This window comes from Dactylosporangium sp. CA-233914 (genome assembly GCF_050942935.1).
Taxonomy (GTDB): Bacteria; Actinomycetota; Actinomycetes; order Mycobacteriales; family Micromonosporaceae; genus Dactylosporangium.
This window is the reverse complement of the sequence record NZ_CP192030.1, coordinates 449,898-467,571: the sequence shown is the minus strand read 5'-3', so window position 1 is coordinate 467,571 and position 17,674 is coordinate 449,898. Positions and strand designations below refer to the sequence as shown.

At 72.7% G+C, this 17,674-nt stretch carries 12 protein-coding genes and 3 pseudogenes; 6 read left to right on the top strand and 9 right to left on the bottom strand.

Annotated elements, in window-relative coordinates:
• Positions 1-21: 21 nt before the first annotated feature.
• Positions 22-1,113, bottom strand: a complete 1,092-nt coding sequence (locus ACQPY0_RS02135; RefSeq protein WP_432983755.1) for a C45 family autoproteolytic acyltransferase/hydolase — start codon at positions 1,111-1,113, stop codon at positions 22-24.
• Between the two features lie 62 nt (positions 1,114-1,175).
• Here ACQPY0_RS02135 and ACQPY0_RS02130 point away from each other — a divergent pair, with 62 nt between their 5' ends.
• Complete coding sequence (locus ACQPY0_RS02130) at positions 1,176-2,099, top strand: alpha/beta fold hydrolase (RefSeq protein WP_432983752.1); 924 nt, start codon at positions 1,176-1,178, stop codon at positions 2,097-2,099.
• A 2-nt stretch (positions 2,100-2,101) separates the two neighbouring features.
• On the opposite strand, the gene ACQPY0_RS02125 is transcribed toward ACQPY0_RS02130, so the two are convergent.
• The 3 genes and pseudogenes from ACQPY0_RS02125 to ACQPY0_RS02115 form a co-directional block, all read right to left on the bottom strand.
• Positions 2,102-2,467: a hypothetical protein gene (locus tag ACQPY0_RS02125; RefSeq protein WP_432983749.1), complete on the bottom strand. Its 366-nt coding sequence runs from the start codon at positions 2,465-2,467 to the stop codon at positions 2,102-2,104.
• 4 nt (positions 2,468-2,471) lie between these two features.
• Positions 2,472-3,170 (bottom strand): annotated as a pseudogene (locus ACQPY0_RS02120) (SseB family protein); the annotation flags it as partial.
• A 3,879-nt stretch (positions 3,171-7,049) separates the two neighbouring features.
• Positions 7,050-7,280, bottom strand: a pseudogene (locus ACQPY0_RS02115) (hypothetical protein); the annotation flags it as partial.
• Between the two features lie 282 nt (positions 7,281-7,562).
• Between ACQPY0_RS02115 and ACQPY0_RS02110 the strand changes: the two are divergent.
• Entirely contained in the window at positions 7,563-8,813 is a 1,251-nt protein-coding gene (locus tag ACQPY0_RS02110) for a S8 family serine peptidase (protein WP_432994932.1), read from the top strand.
• An 846-nt stretch (positions 8,814-9,659) separates the two neighbouring features.
• Here ACQPY0_RS02110 and ACQPY0_RS02105 read toward each other — a convergent pair.
• Together ACQPY0_RS02105 and ACQPY0_RS02100 are read right to left on the bottom strand one after the other, a co-directional pair.
• A complete protein-coding gene (locus tag ACQPY0_RS02105) occupies positions 9,660-9,959 on the bottom strand; it encodes a WXG100 family type VII secretion target (protein ID WP_432983746.1) in 300 nt (99 codons plus the stop codon).
• A gap of 14 nt (positions 9,960-9,973) precedes the next feature.
• Positions 9,974-10,297, bottom strand: a complete 324-nt coding sequence (locus ACQPY0_RS02100; protein ID WP_432983743.1) for a WXG100 family type VII secretion target — start codon at positions 10,295-10,297, stop codon at positions 9,974-9,976.
• Positions 10,298-10,421: 124 nt separating this feature from the next.
• On the opposite strand from ACQPY0_RS02100, the gene ACQPY0_RS02095 reads away from it, so the two are divergent.
• Positions 10,422-11,219, top strand: coding sequence for a DNA adenine methylase (locus ACQPY0_RS02095; RefSeq protein ID WP_432983740.1), 798 nt, complete (start codon positions 10,422-10,424; stop codon positions 11,217-11,219).
• Here the strand turns inward: ACQPY0_RS02095 and eccB are convergent.
• Positions 11,213-12,559 carry a type VII secretion protein EccB gene (gene eccB / locus ACQPY0_RS02090; RefSeq protein ID WP_432983737.1) on the bottom strand — a complete coding sequence of 449 codons (1,347 nt, stop codon included), beginning with the start codon at positions 12,557-12,559 and terminating at the stop codon, positions 11,213-11,215. The genes ACQPY0_RS02095 and eccB overlap by 7 nt on opposite strands.
• 88 nt (positions 12,560-12,647) lie before the next feature.
• Between eccB and eccE the strand changes: the two genes are divergently transcribed.
• From eccE to rarD, 3 genes and pseudogenes are all read left to right on the top strand, one after another.
• Entirely contained in the window at positions 12,648-14,480 is a 1,833-nt protein-coding gene (gene eccE, locus ACQPY0_RS02085) for a type VII secretion protein EccE (RefSeq protein WP_432983734.1), read from the top strand.
• 309 nt (positions 14,481-14,789) lie between these two features.
• Positions 14,790-15,137 (top strand): annotated as a pseudogene (locus ACQPY0_RS02080) (phage holin family protein); the annotation flags it as partial.
• 235 nt (positions 15,138-15,372) lie between these two features.
• Positions 15,373-16,311, top strand: coding sequence for an EamA family transporter RarD (rarD, locus tag ACQPY0_RS02075; protein ID WP_432983731.1), 939 nt, complete (start codon positions 15,373-15,375; stop codon positions 16,309-16,311).
• Between the two features lie 9 nt (positions 16,312-16,320).
• Here rarD and ACQPY0_RS02070 read toward each other — a convergent pair whose 3' ends face one another.
• Both ACQPY0_RS02070 and ACQPY0_RS02065 read right to left on the bottom strand, forming a co-directional pair.
• On the bottom strand, positions 16,321-17,079 hold the full coding sequence (locus ACQPY0_RS02070) for an anti-sigma factor family protein (RefSeq protein ID WP_432983728.1): 759 nt from the start codon (positions 17,077-17,079) through the stop codon (positions 16,321-16,323).
• Complete coding sequence (locus ACQPY0_RS02065; protein ID WP_432994930.1) at positions 17,076-17,570, bottom strand: sigma-70 family RNA polymerase sigma factor; 495 nt, start codon at positions 17,568-17,570, stop codon at positions 17,076-17,078. Before ACQPY0_RS02065 ends, ACQPY0_RS02070 begins: the two co-directional genes overlap by 4 nt.
• Between the last annotated feature and the right edge of the window lie 104 nt (positions 17,571-17,674).

The following is a 17,674-nucleotide window of genomic DNA, read 5'->3' as shown; positions in this document are numbered from 1 at the left end:
CTTGCCGGGCCCGATTCGTGGCTATTCGTCCAGCTGAATGTGGTGGTACCCGACGGCACCACACGGCGGCCCCGCGGCGATCGACATCCGCCGCTCGTCGAGATCGAGCACCAGCGAGTAGAGCGACTCGGTTCGATCGTCGTCGGCCGCGCCCTGCTCGTCGTGCCGGCAGATCGACAGCGGCCACCCGCCATGGTCCCGCAGCACCGCCTGGATCTTCTCCTCGTCGATGACTCCGCCGCCGAGCAGCCGCCGGGCCCGCGCGGCCCGGAAGTACGACGAGCCGCCGATCCCCTTGAGCGTGTCCACACCGGCCAGCGCCGCCGTCTCGAAGTGATTCGCGTGCGTGACGACCCCGTCGACCGGGTGCAGGAATCCGACGTCGTCGGGCCCGACCTCGAGATCGATCACCTCGCCCGGCGTGCCCGCTCCGAACGCCTGCCCGATGAGCAGGTTGATGCTGGTGCCACGCGGGGTGGAGCAGACGGCCTTGATCGCGGCCCCGAGGTGCGGCGCCTCGAGGGCGGCTCGCAGCAGCACGTGGTACGGCGCGCCGCCGTCCCGCCGATCGCGCACGGTCCCGAGCATGTTGACGCAGACCCCGAGACCGGCGTCGTTGATCCCGGCCTTGGCGAGCATGCCGGCCTCGGTCAGCGCCAGCACCCGCCGGCCGCGCTCGTCGCGGGTGTCGAGCAGCAGCGCGTACGCCCGCTGGTCGGGGTGCCAGTCCCAGTTCTGGGCCAGCAGCGTGTGCCCGCTCGCCGTGCGCTGCCCGAGCACCCCGAGCGCGGTGCACTCGCCGGGCGCGCGCCGGGGGTCGCTGTAGATCAGCTCCGTGCGGCCGTTCAGGGCGTAGATCTCGGCCACCGGCACCCCGGAGCCCTCGGCGACGCCGTCGAGCATCTCGGCGACGCGCGGGGCGTAGCGGTGCGACGCGGCCCGGAACGACATTCCGTAGGTTCGAGTCCGCTCGCGGTCGATGCCCACGGCGGCGAAGCGGGCCAGGTAGTTGTCGGTGTTCGCGGCGATCGCTTCGGCGGCACCGGTACCATATGCAATTCCGCAGTCACGGGGCGTGCCGGAAGCGACGATCAGCGGCAGCGGAGAGGGCATGCACCGAACGCTATCCGGTTACCTGGCGTGATTTCGACCGGCTTGGCCCTACGCTGAGCGACATGAACCCCTCGGTTGACGACACGTGCGTCATGATCGACGGGCCGTGGTCGCACCGATTCGTCAGCGCCAACGGCACGCGCTTTCACGTGGTCGAGGCGGGCACCGGACCGCTGGTGCTGTTCCTGCACGGGTTCCCGGAGTTCTGGTATGCCTGGCACAACCAGCTCCCGGCCCTGGCCAACGCCGGGTTCCGGGCCGTCGCCGTCGACCTGCGCGGATACGGGGCGAGCGACAAGCCACCGCGCGGCTACGATGGGTACACGATGGCCGGCGACGTCGCCGGGCTCATCCGCGCGCTCGGCGAGCGCAGCGCGATCCTGGTCGGTGCCGGATACGGCGGGATGATCGGCTGGGCGACCGCCGCGTTCCACCCGAAGATGGTCCGGCGCCTGGTCGTCCTGGGTGCGGCGCATCCGCTACGGCTGCGAGCCGGGCTCGCGACCGACCCGCGCGGGCAGCTGGCCGCGGCCAAGCCGGTGCTGCGGTTCCAGGTGCCACGGTTCGAGCACATGCTCACCCGGCACGATGCGGCACTGGTCGGTGACTATCTGCGGCGGTGGGGGTCCCCCGAGTGGACCTCTCAGGAGTCGTACCGCGAGTACGAAGCGTGCTGCCGCTCCGCGATGCAGATCCCGCAGGCGGCATTCTGCGCCATGGAGACCTACCGCTGGGCGGTTCGATCGGCGCTGCGGCTGCAGGGGTACCGCTTCGTGAAGCTGCTGCAGCAGCCGGTGACCGCGCCGACGCTCCAGCTGCACGGGGCGCTCGACCCGGCGGTCCTGCCGCGCACGGCGCAGGGCTCCGGGCGCTATGTCCTGGCCGAGTACGAGTGGCGACTGCTGCCCAACGTGGCCCACTTCCCGCACGTCGAGCAGCCTGACATCGTCGCCGGGGAGATCATCCGCTGGGCGAAGGCCGGCTGACCCTACACCCGGTATTCGCGCAGCTCGCTGACCTCGGCCCGGGGCGCCCAGCCCTGGTACACGCCGTAGTCGAACTCCTCGAGGCCGAGCTCGGCGGCGAGCGGGGCGCGCCCGCCGGTGTACTCGACGCGCAGCCAGCCCTCGTGCTCACCCAGGACGATGAACGGCTGTTCGCGCCAGAAGCAGGTGGTCCGGACGTACACCAGGTCGTCGACCTCGCCGCGGGGAACGATGCGACGGTACCGCCCCGGGCGAACCTCCTCGAAGCCCTGGCTCGCGTCCGGGCGGTACAGGCGCACGTCATCGCCGTCGGGGCTGGCCTCGTACTCGGCACCACGCCATCGCGCCGCGTAACCGTCACGTATCACACCGTCACACCCTCCGCCAGGCGGGACCGTCGGCGTCGAGGCGGGCGATGAGGTCCTGGCGGCCGTCACGGCGCACGCGCCACAGCTCGGCGTGGTGCGGCAGCCGGGCGCTGTCGACCTTGAACTCCGCGATGACGTCGCTGGTCTCGCTCGGGGCGAAGCCGTTGCCGCGGAACGGCGGGCGCTCAATGACCCAGCCCTCCATGGCGCGCATCGCATCGAGCGACGACCCGCCGTAGGGAATCCGGTACAGGTCGCCGCGGTAGGCGATCCAGCGCAGGACGTACGCCTCCTCGGCATCCGGCTTGAACGACGACCCTGCGTAGTTGAGACCGAGCGCGTTGTACAGCTGCTCGGGGGTCTCGAGGTGCCCGACCTCGCCGGCGCGGTGCACGAACCCGGAGACGCGGTCGTAGTTGCGCTCCAGGTAGTGCGAGAGCTGCTCGGGCGAGATCGGCTTCTGCATGACCTGCTCGCGGCCGGATCCCGGCGGCTCGAACGCGGGCCGCTTCTCCGGCGCAGGCGCCTCGGCGACGGGCTGCTCGTCGGGGTCGTCGACGCCGAGCCCCATCTCGGTCGCCCAGGTCGCCAGCTGCACGACCTCGGCGCCGGGCAGTACCGCACCGGCCGGCGACTCCGGGTTGATCGCGAACGCGAGCTGGTCGCCGGGCGGCCAGTTACGGATCAGGCGCGTGAACTTGATCCAGCTACCCTGCGCTTCGTCACCGAGACGCTGGGTCATCAGCTCCTGCGAGCTGAACGCGACCAGGTGCGGCAGCCCGTTCATGTGCTCGGTGCGCCACTTCGCCGGCTCCACCGGCCCGTCCCCGGTCCAGAACGGGATCAGCACCTTGGCCAGCAGCAGCGTCGAGAGGAACCGGTCCGTGTTGTTGGCCTGCACCGCCTCGGCGAGGTCCCGCTCGACGGTGTTGGCCGGCACGAACTCGCTCTCCGCGGCCTTGGCCCCGCGCACCGCCGACGCCACGACCTCCGCGTCGACGATCTCCTCATGCAGCCGTACCGGCGCCGCCTCGACGATCTCCGGCTCGTACACCGGCTCCGCGGTGGGCTCGCGCGGCGACTCGACGTGATAGGTCGTCGCGGTTTCGGGTTCTTCGCGGGTGTACTCCCACGAGAACGCCCCCACCACCGCGGCTTCGCCCTGACCCGCCTCGCGCGCGGTGCTGTCGTACCCGGTCCCGGTGAACCCGCTCCGGAACTCGCTGTCCGAGGCCACAGCGTCGTAACCGGCCTGGAGATCCCGCTCCGGCTCCGGGCCGGCGCTATCCGCGGCGCCCGGCTGGAAGTCCTGTGCGGCCTGCTGGAAGTCCGGCCGCTCGGCGGCCCCGTCCTCGAAGAAGGACCGCAGCGCGGGCGACGGCTCGGCGTCGGACCGGCTCTCGGCGTCCCGGCCCGGCCCAGGCAGGAAGAACGACCCGGTGTTCTCCTTCTCGGCCCCGGCGAACGGCCGCGAGCCGTCCCCCGCCGAAGACGTCTCAGACCAAGCTCCGGTCGTCTCGGACTCCCCGTACGGGCGCGCGTCCTCGCCCGGCGACGCCGTGCCCGATGCGAACGCATCCATCCCGGAGGCGAACGACAGCTGCGAAGGCTCGTCGGGATCCGGCTCGGAGCGAAGCTCGGCAAGCGCCGCGTACGGGTCCCGAATCGGCGGTTCGTCATCCGCCGGCGACTCCGCGAACGCGTTGAACGGCCGCGGCTCCGGCTCGTCGTCGAAGAACGGCCGCTGATCGTCGTCGCGCGCCTGCTGCTCCGCGGGCGCTTGACCGCCGAAGAAGGACTGCGGCTCGGCGCGCTCCTGGAAAAGCGGCGACTGTACCTCAGCCCGCCCACTGAAGAACGACCCCGACGCCTCGGCAACAGGTTCGGACCTTTGCCCGCCGGCAGACGCCTCCGCCTCCTGCTGACCGCTCCAACTCCCAGTCCCAGCCGACGCACCCGACCAGCCCGCGACCGACCCGCCCTCACCAGAAGTCGACGCACCCGACCAGCCCACATCCGACGCGCCCGGTCCAGCATCACCCGACCAACCCGCGGCCGACATGCCTGGCCCAGCATCACCCGACGCACTCGAAGCTGACGCACCCGACCAGCCCACATCCGACGCGCCCGGTCCAGCATCACCCGACGCACCCGACCAACCCGCGGCCAACGTGCCTGGTCCAGCGTCACCCGAGGCACCCGGCGCCGACGTATCTGACCAACCACCAGCGGCCAACGACGTTGACGCACCCGGCCAGCCCGCGCCCAGGTCACCGTCGGCCGACGCCGACGCACCCGACACCGGCTCGTCCGACCAGCCAGCTGCCGACGGGGTCGGCGTTTCAGGCCAGGACGTGGCTGGCGGCGCAACTGGTTCGGACCTTTGACCGTTCGCCCAGCCCGAAGACGAGGACGGCGGCTCGTCCCGTGGTGCGAACAGCCCGCGCTCGTCACCCGGCCGCTCCGCGGGAACCCCGGGCTCGGCGGCGAAGAACGGATGATCGTCGAGATCGGACTGCCCGAACCCGGCACTGCGAGCCCCGGCCGCAACATCCCCGAACAGCGAGCCCGACGGCTGCGGGCCGCCCGCCGCGGCCTCGTCGCCCGCGGGGTCCTCGATGTCGACCCGGCTGAGCCCAGGCCGATCGAACACCGGCCGGTCGAACGGCAACGGCTCGGAAGCCCCCGGCCCCAAATCCGCCGGCAACCCAGACGTATACGACACCCCCGGACCAGAGCCCGCAGGCGACCCGGACGCATACGCCGCCGGCTCCGAAGCCTCGGGTGGCGCGGAAGAAGAAGACGATCCGGAAGCAGGCGGCGCAGAGGTCACCGGCGAGCCGAAGCCACCGAGCGGCGCGGAGCCCACGGACGGCCCAGCCGAGCCCGGGACCGCGAAGGAACCGGAGACCGAAGACGAGCCGGAGGCCGCAGGCGGCGCGGATGCGGGCCGCGACCCGGCGGGTGGCGCGGAGGTCACGGGCGGCGCGGAGGCCGGCGACAGCCCCGAACCACCGGCCTGGCCGGGACCCCCCGAAACCGGGGGCGCCGGATAGATGCCGGACGACCCGTAGGTGCCATACGGCTCGGCGGGGGACTCGCCGGAGTGGAACGCGTCGCCGCTGCGGGGGGCGGGACCGGGTCGTGCGTCGGCGGACCCCGTCCACGCCGGACGGATCGGCTGCGTCTCCTCGCTGGGCGGCACATCCCCCTGGTAGCCGAACCCGGGCCGGGGCGGCAGCACCTCTCCGGAGATGGGGCGCGACGGCAGGGGGTCGCCCGAAACGGGCCGCTGCGGGAGCCCACCACCGGAAGTCGGCCGGGCGTCACCGAAACGGTCCCCGGAGCCGGGTCGCTGCGACAGCTGGCTGCTGGGTCGGGACGGCAGCGGACCGCCGGAACGGAGCCCGGCGGGATCGTCGGCGCCGGGGCGGGACGGGAGCGGGCTGCCAGGATGGTACGCGGCCGGCGGCTCGGGCTCGGGGCGTGTGGCTTGCGGCTGCCGGGTCGGCAACGGCGACCCCGAGGCCGCCGGGAGGTCCGGGGGCGGCTGCCAGGCGGCCGGGATGACCGCTTCGGCATGCTCGGTGTAGATCTCGCCGAGGCTGCGCGCGGGCTCACGCCGAGGCCAGTACTGCGGATCCCCCTGCTCCTCGCCGCCACCGGCGCCCCGCGAAGGCAGCCCGGACTCGGAACCGGCGGGCCGCGACGGAAGACCCGATCCCGAGCCGACGGGCCGAGACGGCAACCCCGACTCCGAACCGACGGGCCGAGACGGCAACCCCGACTCCGAACCAACCGGCCGCGACGGAAGACCTGACTCGGAACTGGCGGGCCGTGAGGGCAGCCCCGGCTCCGAACCACCGGGCCGCGAAGACAGCCCGGACTCGCCGCCGCGCGGGCGCGAGGGAAGACCTGAGGACGGAAGGAGTCCGCTCGGCCGTCCGGGCAGCCCGGACTCGGCCCCGGTCGGACGCGTCGGCAGCCCTGAACCGTTCGGGGCCCGGCTGCCCGGGCCCCGGTCCAGGCCGGAGAACAGCTCACGCTCGCCGGGCACGTCCAGCGAGGCGCGGTCGGACTCGTCGAACAGCCCTCGCGACGGGGGCCCCGGGAACGACGCGCGCCCGCGGGCGCCCGAGGTCGGTGCGTTCTCGGCCGGCGGCGTCGGGCGGGCCGGGGCGGGCGGCGGTGGCGTGAAGGGGCGGCCGGCCGAGCGCTCGAAGTGCACGGGACGGTCCGCGCGAGTCGGGAGGAACGCGCCGGGCGGCGCCACATCGGGCGGCGGGACCTCGCGCCGAGGCGGCACGGTGGAGGGCGGCGGGGGCTGCTGCTCCGCCTTCATCCGCTGGCGCTCGATCGGCGTGGGCGCGGGCTGGTTCGGCACGCTTCGCAGTGGTACCTGCGCGGTCGCCCGAGTCCGCGAGCTCGCCTGCTCCATGCGGGCCCGCGCGCCGAGGGTGCGGCCGGGGAGCCGAACGTCGCCGCGGCTGATCTGGGTCACGAACCAGGACGGAAGGTATCCCTCGATGGGCAGCCCGGGATTGACGGCGAGCCACCAGTCGACGTTGGGCCAGATGCCGGCGAGGTCACGGAACGGCACCCGGCGATGGGTGCCGGGATGGCCCGCCAGGCACTCCTGCAGCGCGCCAGGCGACGTGAAGGCCAGCACGTGCGTGCGGCCCTCGGTGGTCCAGGTGCCCCAGCCGCCCTCGCCGCCGGCCGTGCTGCCCGGTGCGATCGGCAGCAGGACGTCCGTGCGCGCCAGGATGCGAAAGTACTGCTCCTGGTCGTTTGCGCGCAGGGCGTCACGCATGGCGACCTCGGCCTCGGTGGCCGGCTCCCACTCGCTCAACGGCCACCCCCTCTTCGGGCTCGGAAACCGCCGCGTCGCCGAAACCTAACCTATACGGCCACGGCACTTCGAGGGGTACGACGCGGGCAAGCGCTCCGGCCAGCATAGCGATCCAAGCCCCGCCCCTCACAGGCCTGTCTCATTCGCGGCACCCGTACGAGCCATTCGACGTCCCGACTGGTCGGAACGGTTGACAGGCGCCGCTTCGCGGGGCAGCCCATCGATGCCGGAGTGCCTAGCATGATGGCCATGCCGCGCCGGTACGGGATGTCCGCTTTGGCGCTCCTGCTAGCCCTCGCGGGATGCCTCGTCGCGGCGCCCGCCGCCGCCCGGGCGCCCGCCACCTGCCCGAACCAGCCGCGTCAGCCGGCGCCGGCGCCGTCGGGGGTGCCGTGGACGCAGCAGCGGTACGACCAGACAATGCTCAACGCTCTTGCCGACGGCCGCGGAATCCTCGTGGCCGTGATCGACTCGGGCGTCGACGCGCGCAACCCGCAGCTGCAGGGTGCCGTGCAGGCCGGCCCCGACCAGCTCGACGGCGGCAACTCCATCCTGGACTGCGTCGGCCACGGCACGGGCGTCGCCGGCGTGATCGCCGCCCGCCCGAGCGCGGCGTCGCCGTTGCGCGGCCTGGCACCGGCGGCGACAATCCTGGCACTGCGCGTGAGCGAGCAGACCGAGACCGAAAACGCCACGCCGACCGGCCGCCGGGGCAGCCCGGCGGGCCTGGCCAACGCGATCCGCGACGCCGTCGCCCGCCACGCCCGCGTCATCAACCTCTCCCTGGTGTCGTACTCCGACGACGCCGTCGTCCGCGACGCCGTCAACTTCGCCCTGGCCAGCGACGTGGTGGTCGTAGCCGCGGTGGGCAACGCCGCCGAGCGGGGCAACCCGACGCCGTACCCGGCCGCCTACGACGGCGTGATCGGCGTCGGCTCGATCGCCCCCGACGGCCGCCGCGTCCCGACATCGCAGACCGGCCCGTACGTCGACCTGGTCGCCCCCGGCGCCCAGATTGTGACAACGGCAACACCCGACGGCCGGACGACGATGGACGGCACCAGCTTCGCCGCCCCGTTCGTCTCGGCCGCCGCCGCGCTCCTGCGCCAGTACCACCCCGAACTCTCCGCCGCCCAGGTGTCCGCCCAGCTCATCGCCACCGCCGACGGCGGCCGCGCGGGACCGGGCTACGGCGCCGGGGTCCTCAATCCGTATCGCGCCCTCACCGAACGCACCGGCGCCTCACCGAACCCGCCCGCCCACGCCCTGCCCGGGCCCGCCCACGACACGAACCCGGCCGGCGCGGCGGCGACCGAACGCCGGACACTGCTGCTCGGCCTGACCGGCCTGGGCACGGTCCTGCTGGCCGTGCTGATCGCGGTGGTACTCCCCCGCGGCCGCCGCCGCAGCTGGCGCCCCGGCCTGCGCGAACTCCCATCCGCCCCGGCTCCGCCCCCGGACCACACAGCTCCAGCCTTCGGCCCCCCGACCTGACCACACCTCCCGCGCCGCCCTCACCGTCCCACCCACACCTCCACCGGCGCCCTGACCGCCCAACCGCACCTCCACCAGCGCCCTCACCGCCCCAACCGCACCTCCACCAGTGCCCTGACCGCCCAGCCACGCGCCACAGTGCACGCCCGCCCCCAACCACCGTCCACCGGCGCCCTCACCGCCGCGGCGGACCTCCACCGGTGTCCTCACCAGCCCGACCGCGCCTCCACCGGTGTCTCACCGCCCGGCTGCGCTCACCGAGAGCACGCGGCGCTCCCACCATCCCAACCACACCTCCACCGACGCCCTCACCGTCCGGCGACGCACGCCGCAGTCCACACCGCGCCCTCCCGCCCCAGGGCGCCCTGCAGTCCACACAGCCCCCGCCCCATGGCGGCCCTCACCGCTCCGACCCGACTTCCAGCGGCCACCCTGAACGTCGCCGACCGCGCACGCCGCAACGCGCCCGGCATGACCCCGTCCAGCCCCGCACTCTTCACGGCGCCCGGGTCCGAACCCGGACGCCCTCACGTCATGCCTCAGCGACTCGACCACGCCCAGCACGACGCCTCTCCAGCCCCACCGCACACGCCACCATTGCCTCAATCACCGTAAAACGGACCATCGCGCCGCTATCGTCCCGCCAGTCGATCACCCGCAGATTCCGCAGTCCTCGCCCAAAGCGACCAAAGGCACAACCTTCCCTCAGACCGCTAAATGCTGATAAGTCCGAAATGTCGGGCGCTTGCGCCTGACATTTCGGACTTGACAAAGGCGCCTAGAACGACGCAGCGGCGCTCCTTCCGCTCGCCACGAGTGGAAGGAGACGCCGCCGAAGAGGGAGTCTCAGCCGCTGCCCGGGAACAGATGCGTGTTGCGCGCCTCCGTCTCCTGGTAGCGAAGCATCGACTGCTCGACGCCCACCTTGATGTCGCGCAGCATCGCGGCCAGGTCGGTGCCCGCGCGCTCCCAATTCGTCTGCCGGATCGTGTAGGCGTCCTTGGCGTCGCCCTGCCAATTGGCGGTGAGGCGCTTGCCCAGCTGTGACACCTCGTCGAGGCGCGAGTGCAGCGTGTTGAGCGCGGTCTGGATGGAGTGGGTCGCGTGCTCCAGCGCGCCGAAATCGACTACCAGCGTGTCGTCCATGAGAGTCCTCCGGGTCAGCCGAGCGCGGACAGGTCGGTGGTGCCGGTGCGCCGGATCGCGCCGGCCGCCTCGGTGTCAGTGGCGCTGTAGTTCTGGCCCGCGGTCCGCAGGCCCTCGGACGTCTCCAGCAGATTGCGGTTGAGCACGTCCTGATCGTTCTTGAACGCGAGTTTGACCTGCTCGAACGAGCGGCCGCCGGCGCCCTGCCAGCCCGCACGGGTCACTTCCAGTTCTCGCATCAGCGTGTTGAGCATGCTCTGCAGTTCCCCGTTGACCTGCTCGAACCGCTGCGCCGCCGAGTTGAGCTCGGCTTGCTGGGCCTGTGTCGTCTGCGCCACCGGCGATCACCCCGTTTGCGTTAGTGGACGTTTCCGCGAACCGTATCGGCATTGAGCGATCCCCCACCAGACCCGATGCGCGCCTGTGGATAACTTCCGGCATTTCGCCTCTAGGATGTCCGGCATGGCGGAGGGCCGGTCGTTCATCAAGTGGGCGGGCGGCAAGACGCGCTATGCGGCACAGCTCGTCGCGGCGGCTCCGTCGTTCACGGGCCGATACTGGGAGCCCTTCATGGGCAGCGCCGCGGTCTTCTTCGAGCTGCGCCCGGCCAAGGCGGTGCTGTCGGACGCCAACCCCGAGCTCGTCGCCTGTTTCCAGGCCGTCGCCGCCGACCCGGAGGCGGTGATGGCGCGCCTGGACGCGATGGCGAACACGCCGGAGGAGTTTCAGCGGGTACGGTGCCAGGACCCGGTGACGCTGGGGGTCGTCGAGCGCGCGGCCCGCGTCGTGTACCTCAACAAGACCGCGTTCCGGGGACTCTGGCGGGTCAATCGCCACGGGGCGTTCAACGTTCCGTACGGGGCGTACGACCGGCCGTACTATCGGCGCGAGACGCTCCTCGAGGCCTCGCGGGCACTCGCCGGAGTCGATGTCCGCCTGTGCGACTTCGCCGATGCGCTGCGCGAGGCGGCGGCGGGCGACTGGGTGTTCCTCGACCCTCCGTATCTGCCGGAGGGCGGCTTCGCGGACTTCAAGCGGTACACCTCGGGGCAGTTCCGGGAGGCCGACCATCGGCGCCTGGCGGCCGAGATGCACGACGCCTCGCGGCGCGGGGTGCTGCTGACGATGACGAACAGCGACACCGACGCGACCCGGGCCATCTACGCGGGATTCCGCGTGACCCGCATGGCCACGCGGCGGGACATCAACCTGCGCGCCGCCGCCCGGGCCAGCTTCGACCTGGTGCTGAGCAACTACTGAACGGGCTGCAGGGCCGCCGCGGGGTCGAGCGCCGGGCCCGGGGGCAGCAGCGCCACCATTCGACTCGGTACGTCAACCGGCGCCCGCCCCCCGTATCCCAGCGCACCCAGCGCGTCCGGCACCGCAACGGTGTGGCGCCGGCCGAGGTCGGTGACCAGGGTCAGTACTCCCGTCTCGGTCCGGGCCAGGGCGCCCGTGCCCGGCGGGACCACGATCCGGTCGGCGAGCACCGCGCCCTCGGCGGTGGCCGAGGCCGTCTTCAGCGCGTGCCCGAGGTCGGGCAGTTTCGGGTCGAGCGTGATGGCACCGGCGGTGCACACGTCGTGCGGCTGAACGTCGAGCAGCTCCGGCGGTGAGGCCGGCAGCGCGCCGTCGCCGCCGGGGTCCGGAGCGAACGGCTTGACCTGGCGGCCCTGCACCAGCGCGGAGAACTCGGCGGGGCTCAGCGGCCGGAATTTGCCGCCGGCCTGCACGCTCTGCGTCTCGGGCGCCGCGAGCAGCAGCTGGGCCTGCAGGGGCGTGAGCGAGGCGAGCCCGTCGGCGGTGACCAGGAACGCGTCGGCGCGCGAGCCGGACGTCACGCTGTAGAGCTGGCCGATCTTTCCGGCCGGCACGGTCCTGCCCCGGTCCGCAACGGCGGGCGTGACGAGGTCTGTTCCCGACGGTACGGCGTGCAGCAGCGCCTGAGCCACCGCCACCTGCGGCCGGGCCGACCAGACCAGGGCCGGCAGTGTGGTGCCCGGCTGCCGGACGAGATGCTTGTAGCCGTGCCACAGCAGGTACGTCTGCTGGCCCGCCCCGGTCACCAGCAGCCCCCTGTCCCCCAGCGGCGTGCCGCCCGCGGGGCCCCCGCCCACGAACAGCGCCGAGCCCTCCGGCGTGGAGCACACCGCCCATGCCCCCGTGCGCAGCGCGGACGCGGCTGGCAGCGAGCTCGGCGCGCCCGGAATGCCCAGCGTCTCGCCGCGCGGCGCACCGGCCAGTGCCGATCGCGACACGACGACCGTCGGCGCGCCGGCCGAGTTGAGCACGAGCAGCGCGGACGCCTGGTTGAGAACGGGGTGGAGGACCTCGTCGCGGTACACGTACAGCGCTCCGGACTCCTGCTCGACGATGATCGCCTTGTCGTTGCGCCATTTGCCAGAACTGCCAGGGCGCAGCGCCGCGAAGACCGCCGCGCCACCGACACCGAGCGCGGCGAGCAGCACGCCGACCAGCGTCGCGCCCGCGACCCGGCGAAACGGCGGCCGGGCGGGGTCGGTGTCGCGCACGACAAGGGCGGAGACCACCCGCTGAACCACGAACTGGTACGAGTGCAGCTGGTCCTGCCGCGACGCCATCCGTCCCCCAAAAGTGTCGTACCGGCGCCCTACGATAAGCCCGCCAACTTCATTCGCGGGGGGCGATATGGTGACACGGACGCGACTGGTGTTCGCGCAGGTGGCGATCGCGATCGCGGTCGCCGCGTGGGCGGTCGGCCCGGTCTGGCTCGGCGTGGCGGCCCCGTTCGCCCTGCTGATCCTGGGCCTGGCGGTCGTCCGGCTGCGGCAGCGCCCGCTGACCCGCTGGCTCGGTGACGGCGTGCGCTACCTCGGCCGCCGCCGGAGCCTGCCCACCGGGGCCGGCGGCGCGGGCCTGCTCGCCCTGGTCCGCCCCGGCTCCGCCACCTCGACGCTCGACGTCGACGGCGCCGACGTGGGCGTGCTGGAGGACACCGACGGCCTGGCCGCGATCGTGCGCGTCGGCGACCTGTCCGGTCTGCTGGGCACGGCGCTGCCAGCCCTGCCACCCCTGAGCGCACTGCTGCCGGCGCCGGCCCGCGACGTGCCGGAGGTGCGCGTCCAGCTGCTGGTCAGCGCCGTGACCGCCCCGGCACCGTCGGCGACCCCGTCCGCCACGTCCTACCGCCAGCTCACCGACGGCCGCGTCCTGGCCCACCAGCGCGTCCTGGTCGCCGTGCGCGTCCGCCGCGCGGGCGGCTACCGGCGGGCGGATCTGGAGCAGTCGCTGATCGTCGCCGTGCGCCGCGCGTGCCGCCTGCTCACCGGGGCCGGCCTTCCGGCCCGCCCGCTGTCGGCGGCCTCGGCCCTGGCAGCGGTCGCTGAGGCCGCCCAGCACGACCCGACCCACCCGCTCCGCGAGACGTGGCGGGGCGTCCGCGTGGGTGGCCTGCACCAGGCGACGTTCCGGGTCCACCGCTGGCCGGACCAGGGGCCGCTGATGAGCCGGCTGCTGACCCTGCCCACGTCGGTCACCACGCTGTCGCTGGCCGCCCAGTCCCCGCCGCGGGACCCTGGCCACGCCTCGACCGCTGCCGGCGGGCACGGCTCAGGCGGGCACGGCTCAGGCGGGCACGGCGGGTTGGCGGTGCGGGCTGAGCTGGTTGTGCGGCTGGCAGCGCCGTCCGGGGCGGCGCTGGAGCAGGCGATCGTGGCGCTGGGGCGACTGGCGGCCGGCATCGAGGCCGAGGTCACGCGGCTGGACGGGGCGCAGTTGGACGGGCTGGCTGCCACGCTGCCGCTGGGTGGGGGCGCGGCGAGCGACGACGCCATGCTCGCGGGGCTGGTCAGCGGGCACGACGGGCTGGCGCTCGGGGGCGGGCGCGCGGTCAGCGTGGGCGCACCCCGGCTGGCGGCGGCCGAGCCGATGGTCGGGGGCGAGGGAGTCATGCTGGGCGTCAACCGGCGCGGAGAGCCGCTGGTCGTTCGGCTGTTCCGGGCCGAGCCGACCCGGGCAGCGCTGATCGGGGGAATGCGCTGCGCGCAGCTGGTGATCCTGCGGGCGCTGGCCACGGGCGCCCGGGTCGTCGTGCAGTCGGCCCGGCCGCACGATTGGCAGCCGTTCCAGCGCGCGCTGGGCACGTCCGAGGCGCTGACGGTCGTGCCGCCGGGGCGACTGGCCGACCCGCCGCCGGCCACGGCCACCCAGCCGCAGCTGCTGGTGATGGACGTGGGCCCCATCCCGGGGCGCGCGGTGCCCGTCCCGGAGAGCGCCTGGCGCACGGTCCTGTTCCTGCGCGACGACATGACGACCGCGGACGTCGATCTGCTGACCCGGTCCGACCTGGCACTGCTGCAGCCGCTGTCGCCGCACGAGGCGACGCTGGCCGGGGACGCGCTGGGGCTGGGCGACTCGCGCGGCTGGCTGACGCGGATCAGCCCGGAGATGCTCGGGGTGGTGATCAATCGCCAGACGGTCCGATGGACACAGATCTCGACCACACCGATCGAGCTCCAGCTGACCGGCGGCCCGACTCGCTGACCCTTCGCTCCCGGGGCCCACCGAGAACAGACCTGGACCGCCGAACGGCCACGAACGGCAGCCGCACCGAGAACCGGCCTGAACCGCCGGGCGAGCACGAACCTCAGCTCCGCTGAGAACAGTCGACGTGACGTCGAACGGGCGGAAATCGGGCCAAAACCGGCGCCTGGGGGTCGGACGGGAGTGGGTTGGTGCGGGGCCGGGTGGGGTGGTAGAGGCGTTCGGGGTGAGGTTTGGGGAGCTTAACCGCGGATTAAAGGGTGATAGCGGGGTGTTCCGGACTGGCGGGGGCGTGGCACGATCACCAGCATGGGAATCCTCATCCGGCTCGCCGTGAGTGCGTTCACGGTCTGGTTGGCCACGTTGGTGATCTCGGGGATCACCGTTGAGGGTGACACCGGCAAGAAGGTGCTCACGCTCGTCGCGGTGGCGGCGATCTTCGGTGTGGTCAACGCGGTGCTGCGGCCGATCATCAAGACGATCGGGTGCTTTGCGTACGTGCTGACGCTGGGGCTCATCTCGCTCGTCGTCAACGGGGCCCTGCTGCTGCTCACCAGCAAGATTGCCGAGGCGCTCGAGCTTCCGTTCCACGTCGACAAGTTTTTCCCGACGGCCGTGCTGGGGGCGCTGTTCATCGGCGTGGTCAGCTGGCTGCTCAACTTCTTCGTGCCCGACGGCAAGGACAAGAGTCGTAAGCGGGACCGGGACTACGACTACGACCGCCGGCAGCCGCCGCCCCGGCAGCAGTACGGCAACGGATACGAGCAGGGCTACGGCAACAACCAGGGGTATCGCGACTACCGGTGAGCGGTGGCGCGCCGGTGACGAAGACTACGGAGTGAGGGGCGAGCTGGGCGCTTGCCCCTTACCCGCAAGGCATACGGTGTAGGGCGTGGATTCGCTCCGCCGTGGCTATATCTCCGCGCTCACCGCCAACGTGCTGTGGGGCGTCTTTCCGCTGTACTTTCACGCGCTGCGACCCGCCGGGGCCGTCGAGGTGCTCGCCCACCGGATCGTGTGGTCGCTCGTATGCATGGCGCTCGTGCTCGCGGTCATCCGGCGGTGGCGGCGGGTCGGTGAGCTGGTGCGCAAGCCCAGGCTGATGGGCGGGATCGCGGTCGCCGCGGTGCTCATCGCCGTCAACTGGGCCGTGTACATCTTCGCGGTCAACACCGACCGGGTGGTGGAGTCCTCGCTGGGGTACTTCATCAATCCCCTGTTCGTCATCCTGCTCGGCGTGCTCGTCCTGCGCGAGCGCCTGCGGGCCCTGCAGTGGGTCGCGCTCGGCATCGGTGCCGTCGCGGTCGTGGTGCTCAGCGTCAACTACGGGCACCTGCCGTGGATCGCGCTCACGCTCGCCGCGTCCTTCGGCTGCTACGGGCTGGTCAAGAAGCGGCTCGGGCTGCCCGCGGCCGAGGGGCTGTTCCTGGAGTCGGGCGTTCTGACGCTGCCCGCGCTCGTGTACACCGGGTGGCTCACCGGCACGCACCAGGCGACCTTCGGCAGTGGGTCGGCGTGGCACTCGGTGATGCTGGCGGGCAGCGGTGTGCTGACCGCGGTACCGCTGCTGCTGTTCGCGGAGGCGGCCAACCGCGTGCCGCTGTCCGGGCTGGGGATTCTGCAGTACCTCACGCCGACGCTGCAGCTGCTGATCGGCGTCGCGGTGTTCGCCGAGCCGATGCCGGCCGAGCGGCTGGCGGGGTTCGCGATCGTGTGGTGCGCGCTGGCGATCTTCAGCTGGGACGCGTTGCGGGCGGCGCGCCGGGCCCGGGTCGCCAGGGACGCGGTGGCCGCCCCGCGGGAGCGGCCACCGGTCGGCGTGAGTGAGTAGAGGTCGCCGTCAGGCGGCGAACGCGAGCAACGGGGTGCCGTCGCCCTTGCGGATCTCGATGCGCTGGATGTTGTCGCGCGCGATGTGGCTGTGCGCGGTCAGCTGCATCTCGTCGCCGGAGCGGGCGCTCCAGGTGTTGATCTCCTCGGGGTCGCCGGTCTTGGGCACCACGACGAGCTTGTAGGTCCACTTCGCGTACTCGTCGCCCTGGCCCGCCTTGTAGGCGCACTTCATCCGCACGAGCGTGCCCTCGGGGTCCGGCGAGACGGCCAGCGACGCCGTGACCGGCACGGTCGCCGCGACCTCGCGCATGGCGTCGTAGTCGGGCTGCCCGACGCCGGCCGCGCGCACGCCGATGACCGCGAGGACGCCCAGGCAGGCGGCCACGAGCGCGGTCCCGACGCTCTGCCAGCGGCGGCGCCGGCGGGCGCTGCGCCGCGCGCTCTGCGCCCGGTCGAGCACCCGCGGCAGCAGAGGATCGACGGCGTTCCCATTGATGCGCGCCGGCGCGTCAGGGGCGACGGTGGGCCCGGCCCAGCGCTCGCCCGCGGGAGATTCGCCGGCGGCGAGATCGTCGTCGGCCAGGGCGATCTGCGCGGCGATCTCCGGGTCGAGCCGGCCCAGCAGGCCCGGCAGGTCGGAGAACCCCGCCACCTCCGCTCGGCACTGCGCACAGTCGGCGAGATGCCGCTCGTATGCCTCGTGCTCGGGCGGCGACAACGCCCCCAGCACGTAGACGGCCGAGTCATGGAGGTGCTCACACCTCATTGCGTCACCCCCAACTCCTCCAGGACGACCTTCAGCGAACGCAGTGCGTAGTAAGTCCGCGACTTGACCGTGCCGGCGGGCACGCCCAGGCGCTCCGCCGCCTCGGCGACGGACCGGCCCTCGTAGAAGCACTCCACCAGGACCTCGCGGTGCGGGCGGGAGAGCCGGGCGAGCGCCTCCGCGATCACCCAGGACTCGACCGCGCGCTCGGTCTCGTCGACCACCACCGGGGTCTCCGGCAGCTGGTCGGTGATGACCTCGCCCACCCTGGCCGAGCGTCTTCGCCACGCGTCGATCGCGAGATTGCGTGCGGTGGTGAAGAGCCACGCCCGGACCGAGCCACGGGCCGGGTCGAGCGCTTCGGGGTGTTGCCAGGCCCGCAGCAGGGTCTCCTGAACGAGATCCTCGGCTCGCTGGCGGTCGCCGCCGGTCAGTCGCAGGGTGTGGGCGAACAGCGCGTCGCCGTGCTCCGCGTGGAGCACCTTCAGCAGGTCAGCATCGTCTCTACTCACGCTTCGTCATGTTTCCGATCGCTTCCACCAGCTTCTACGCACTAATACGCAGAGAGGTTCAGGTGGCGGGCACATGTCACCGA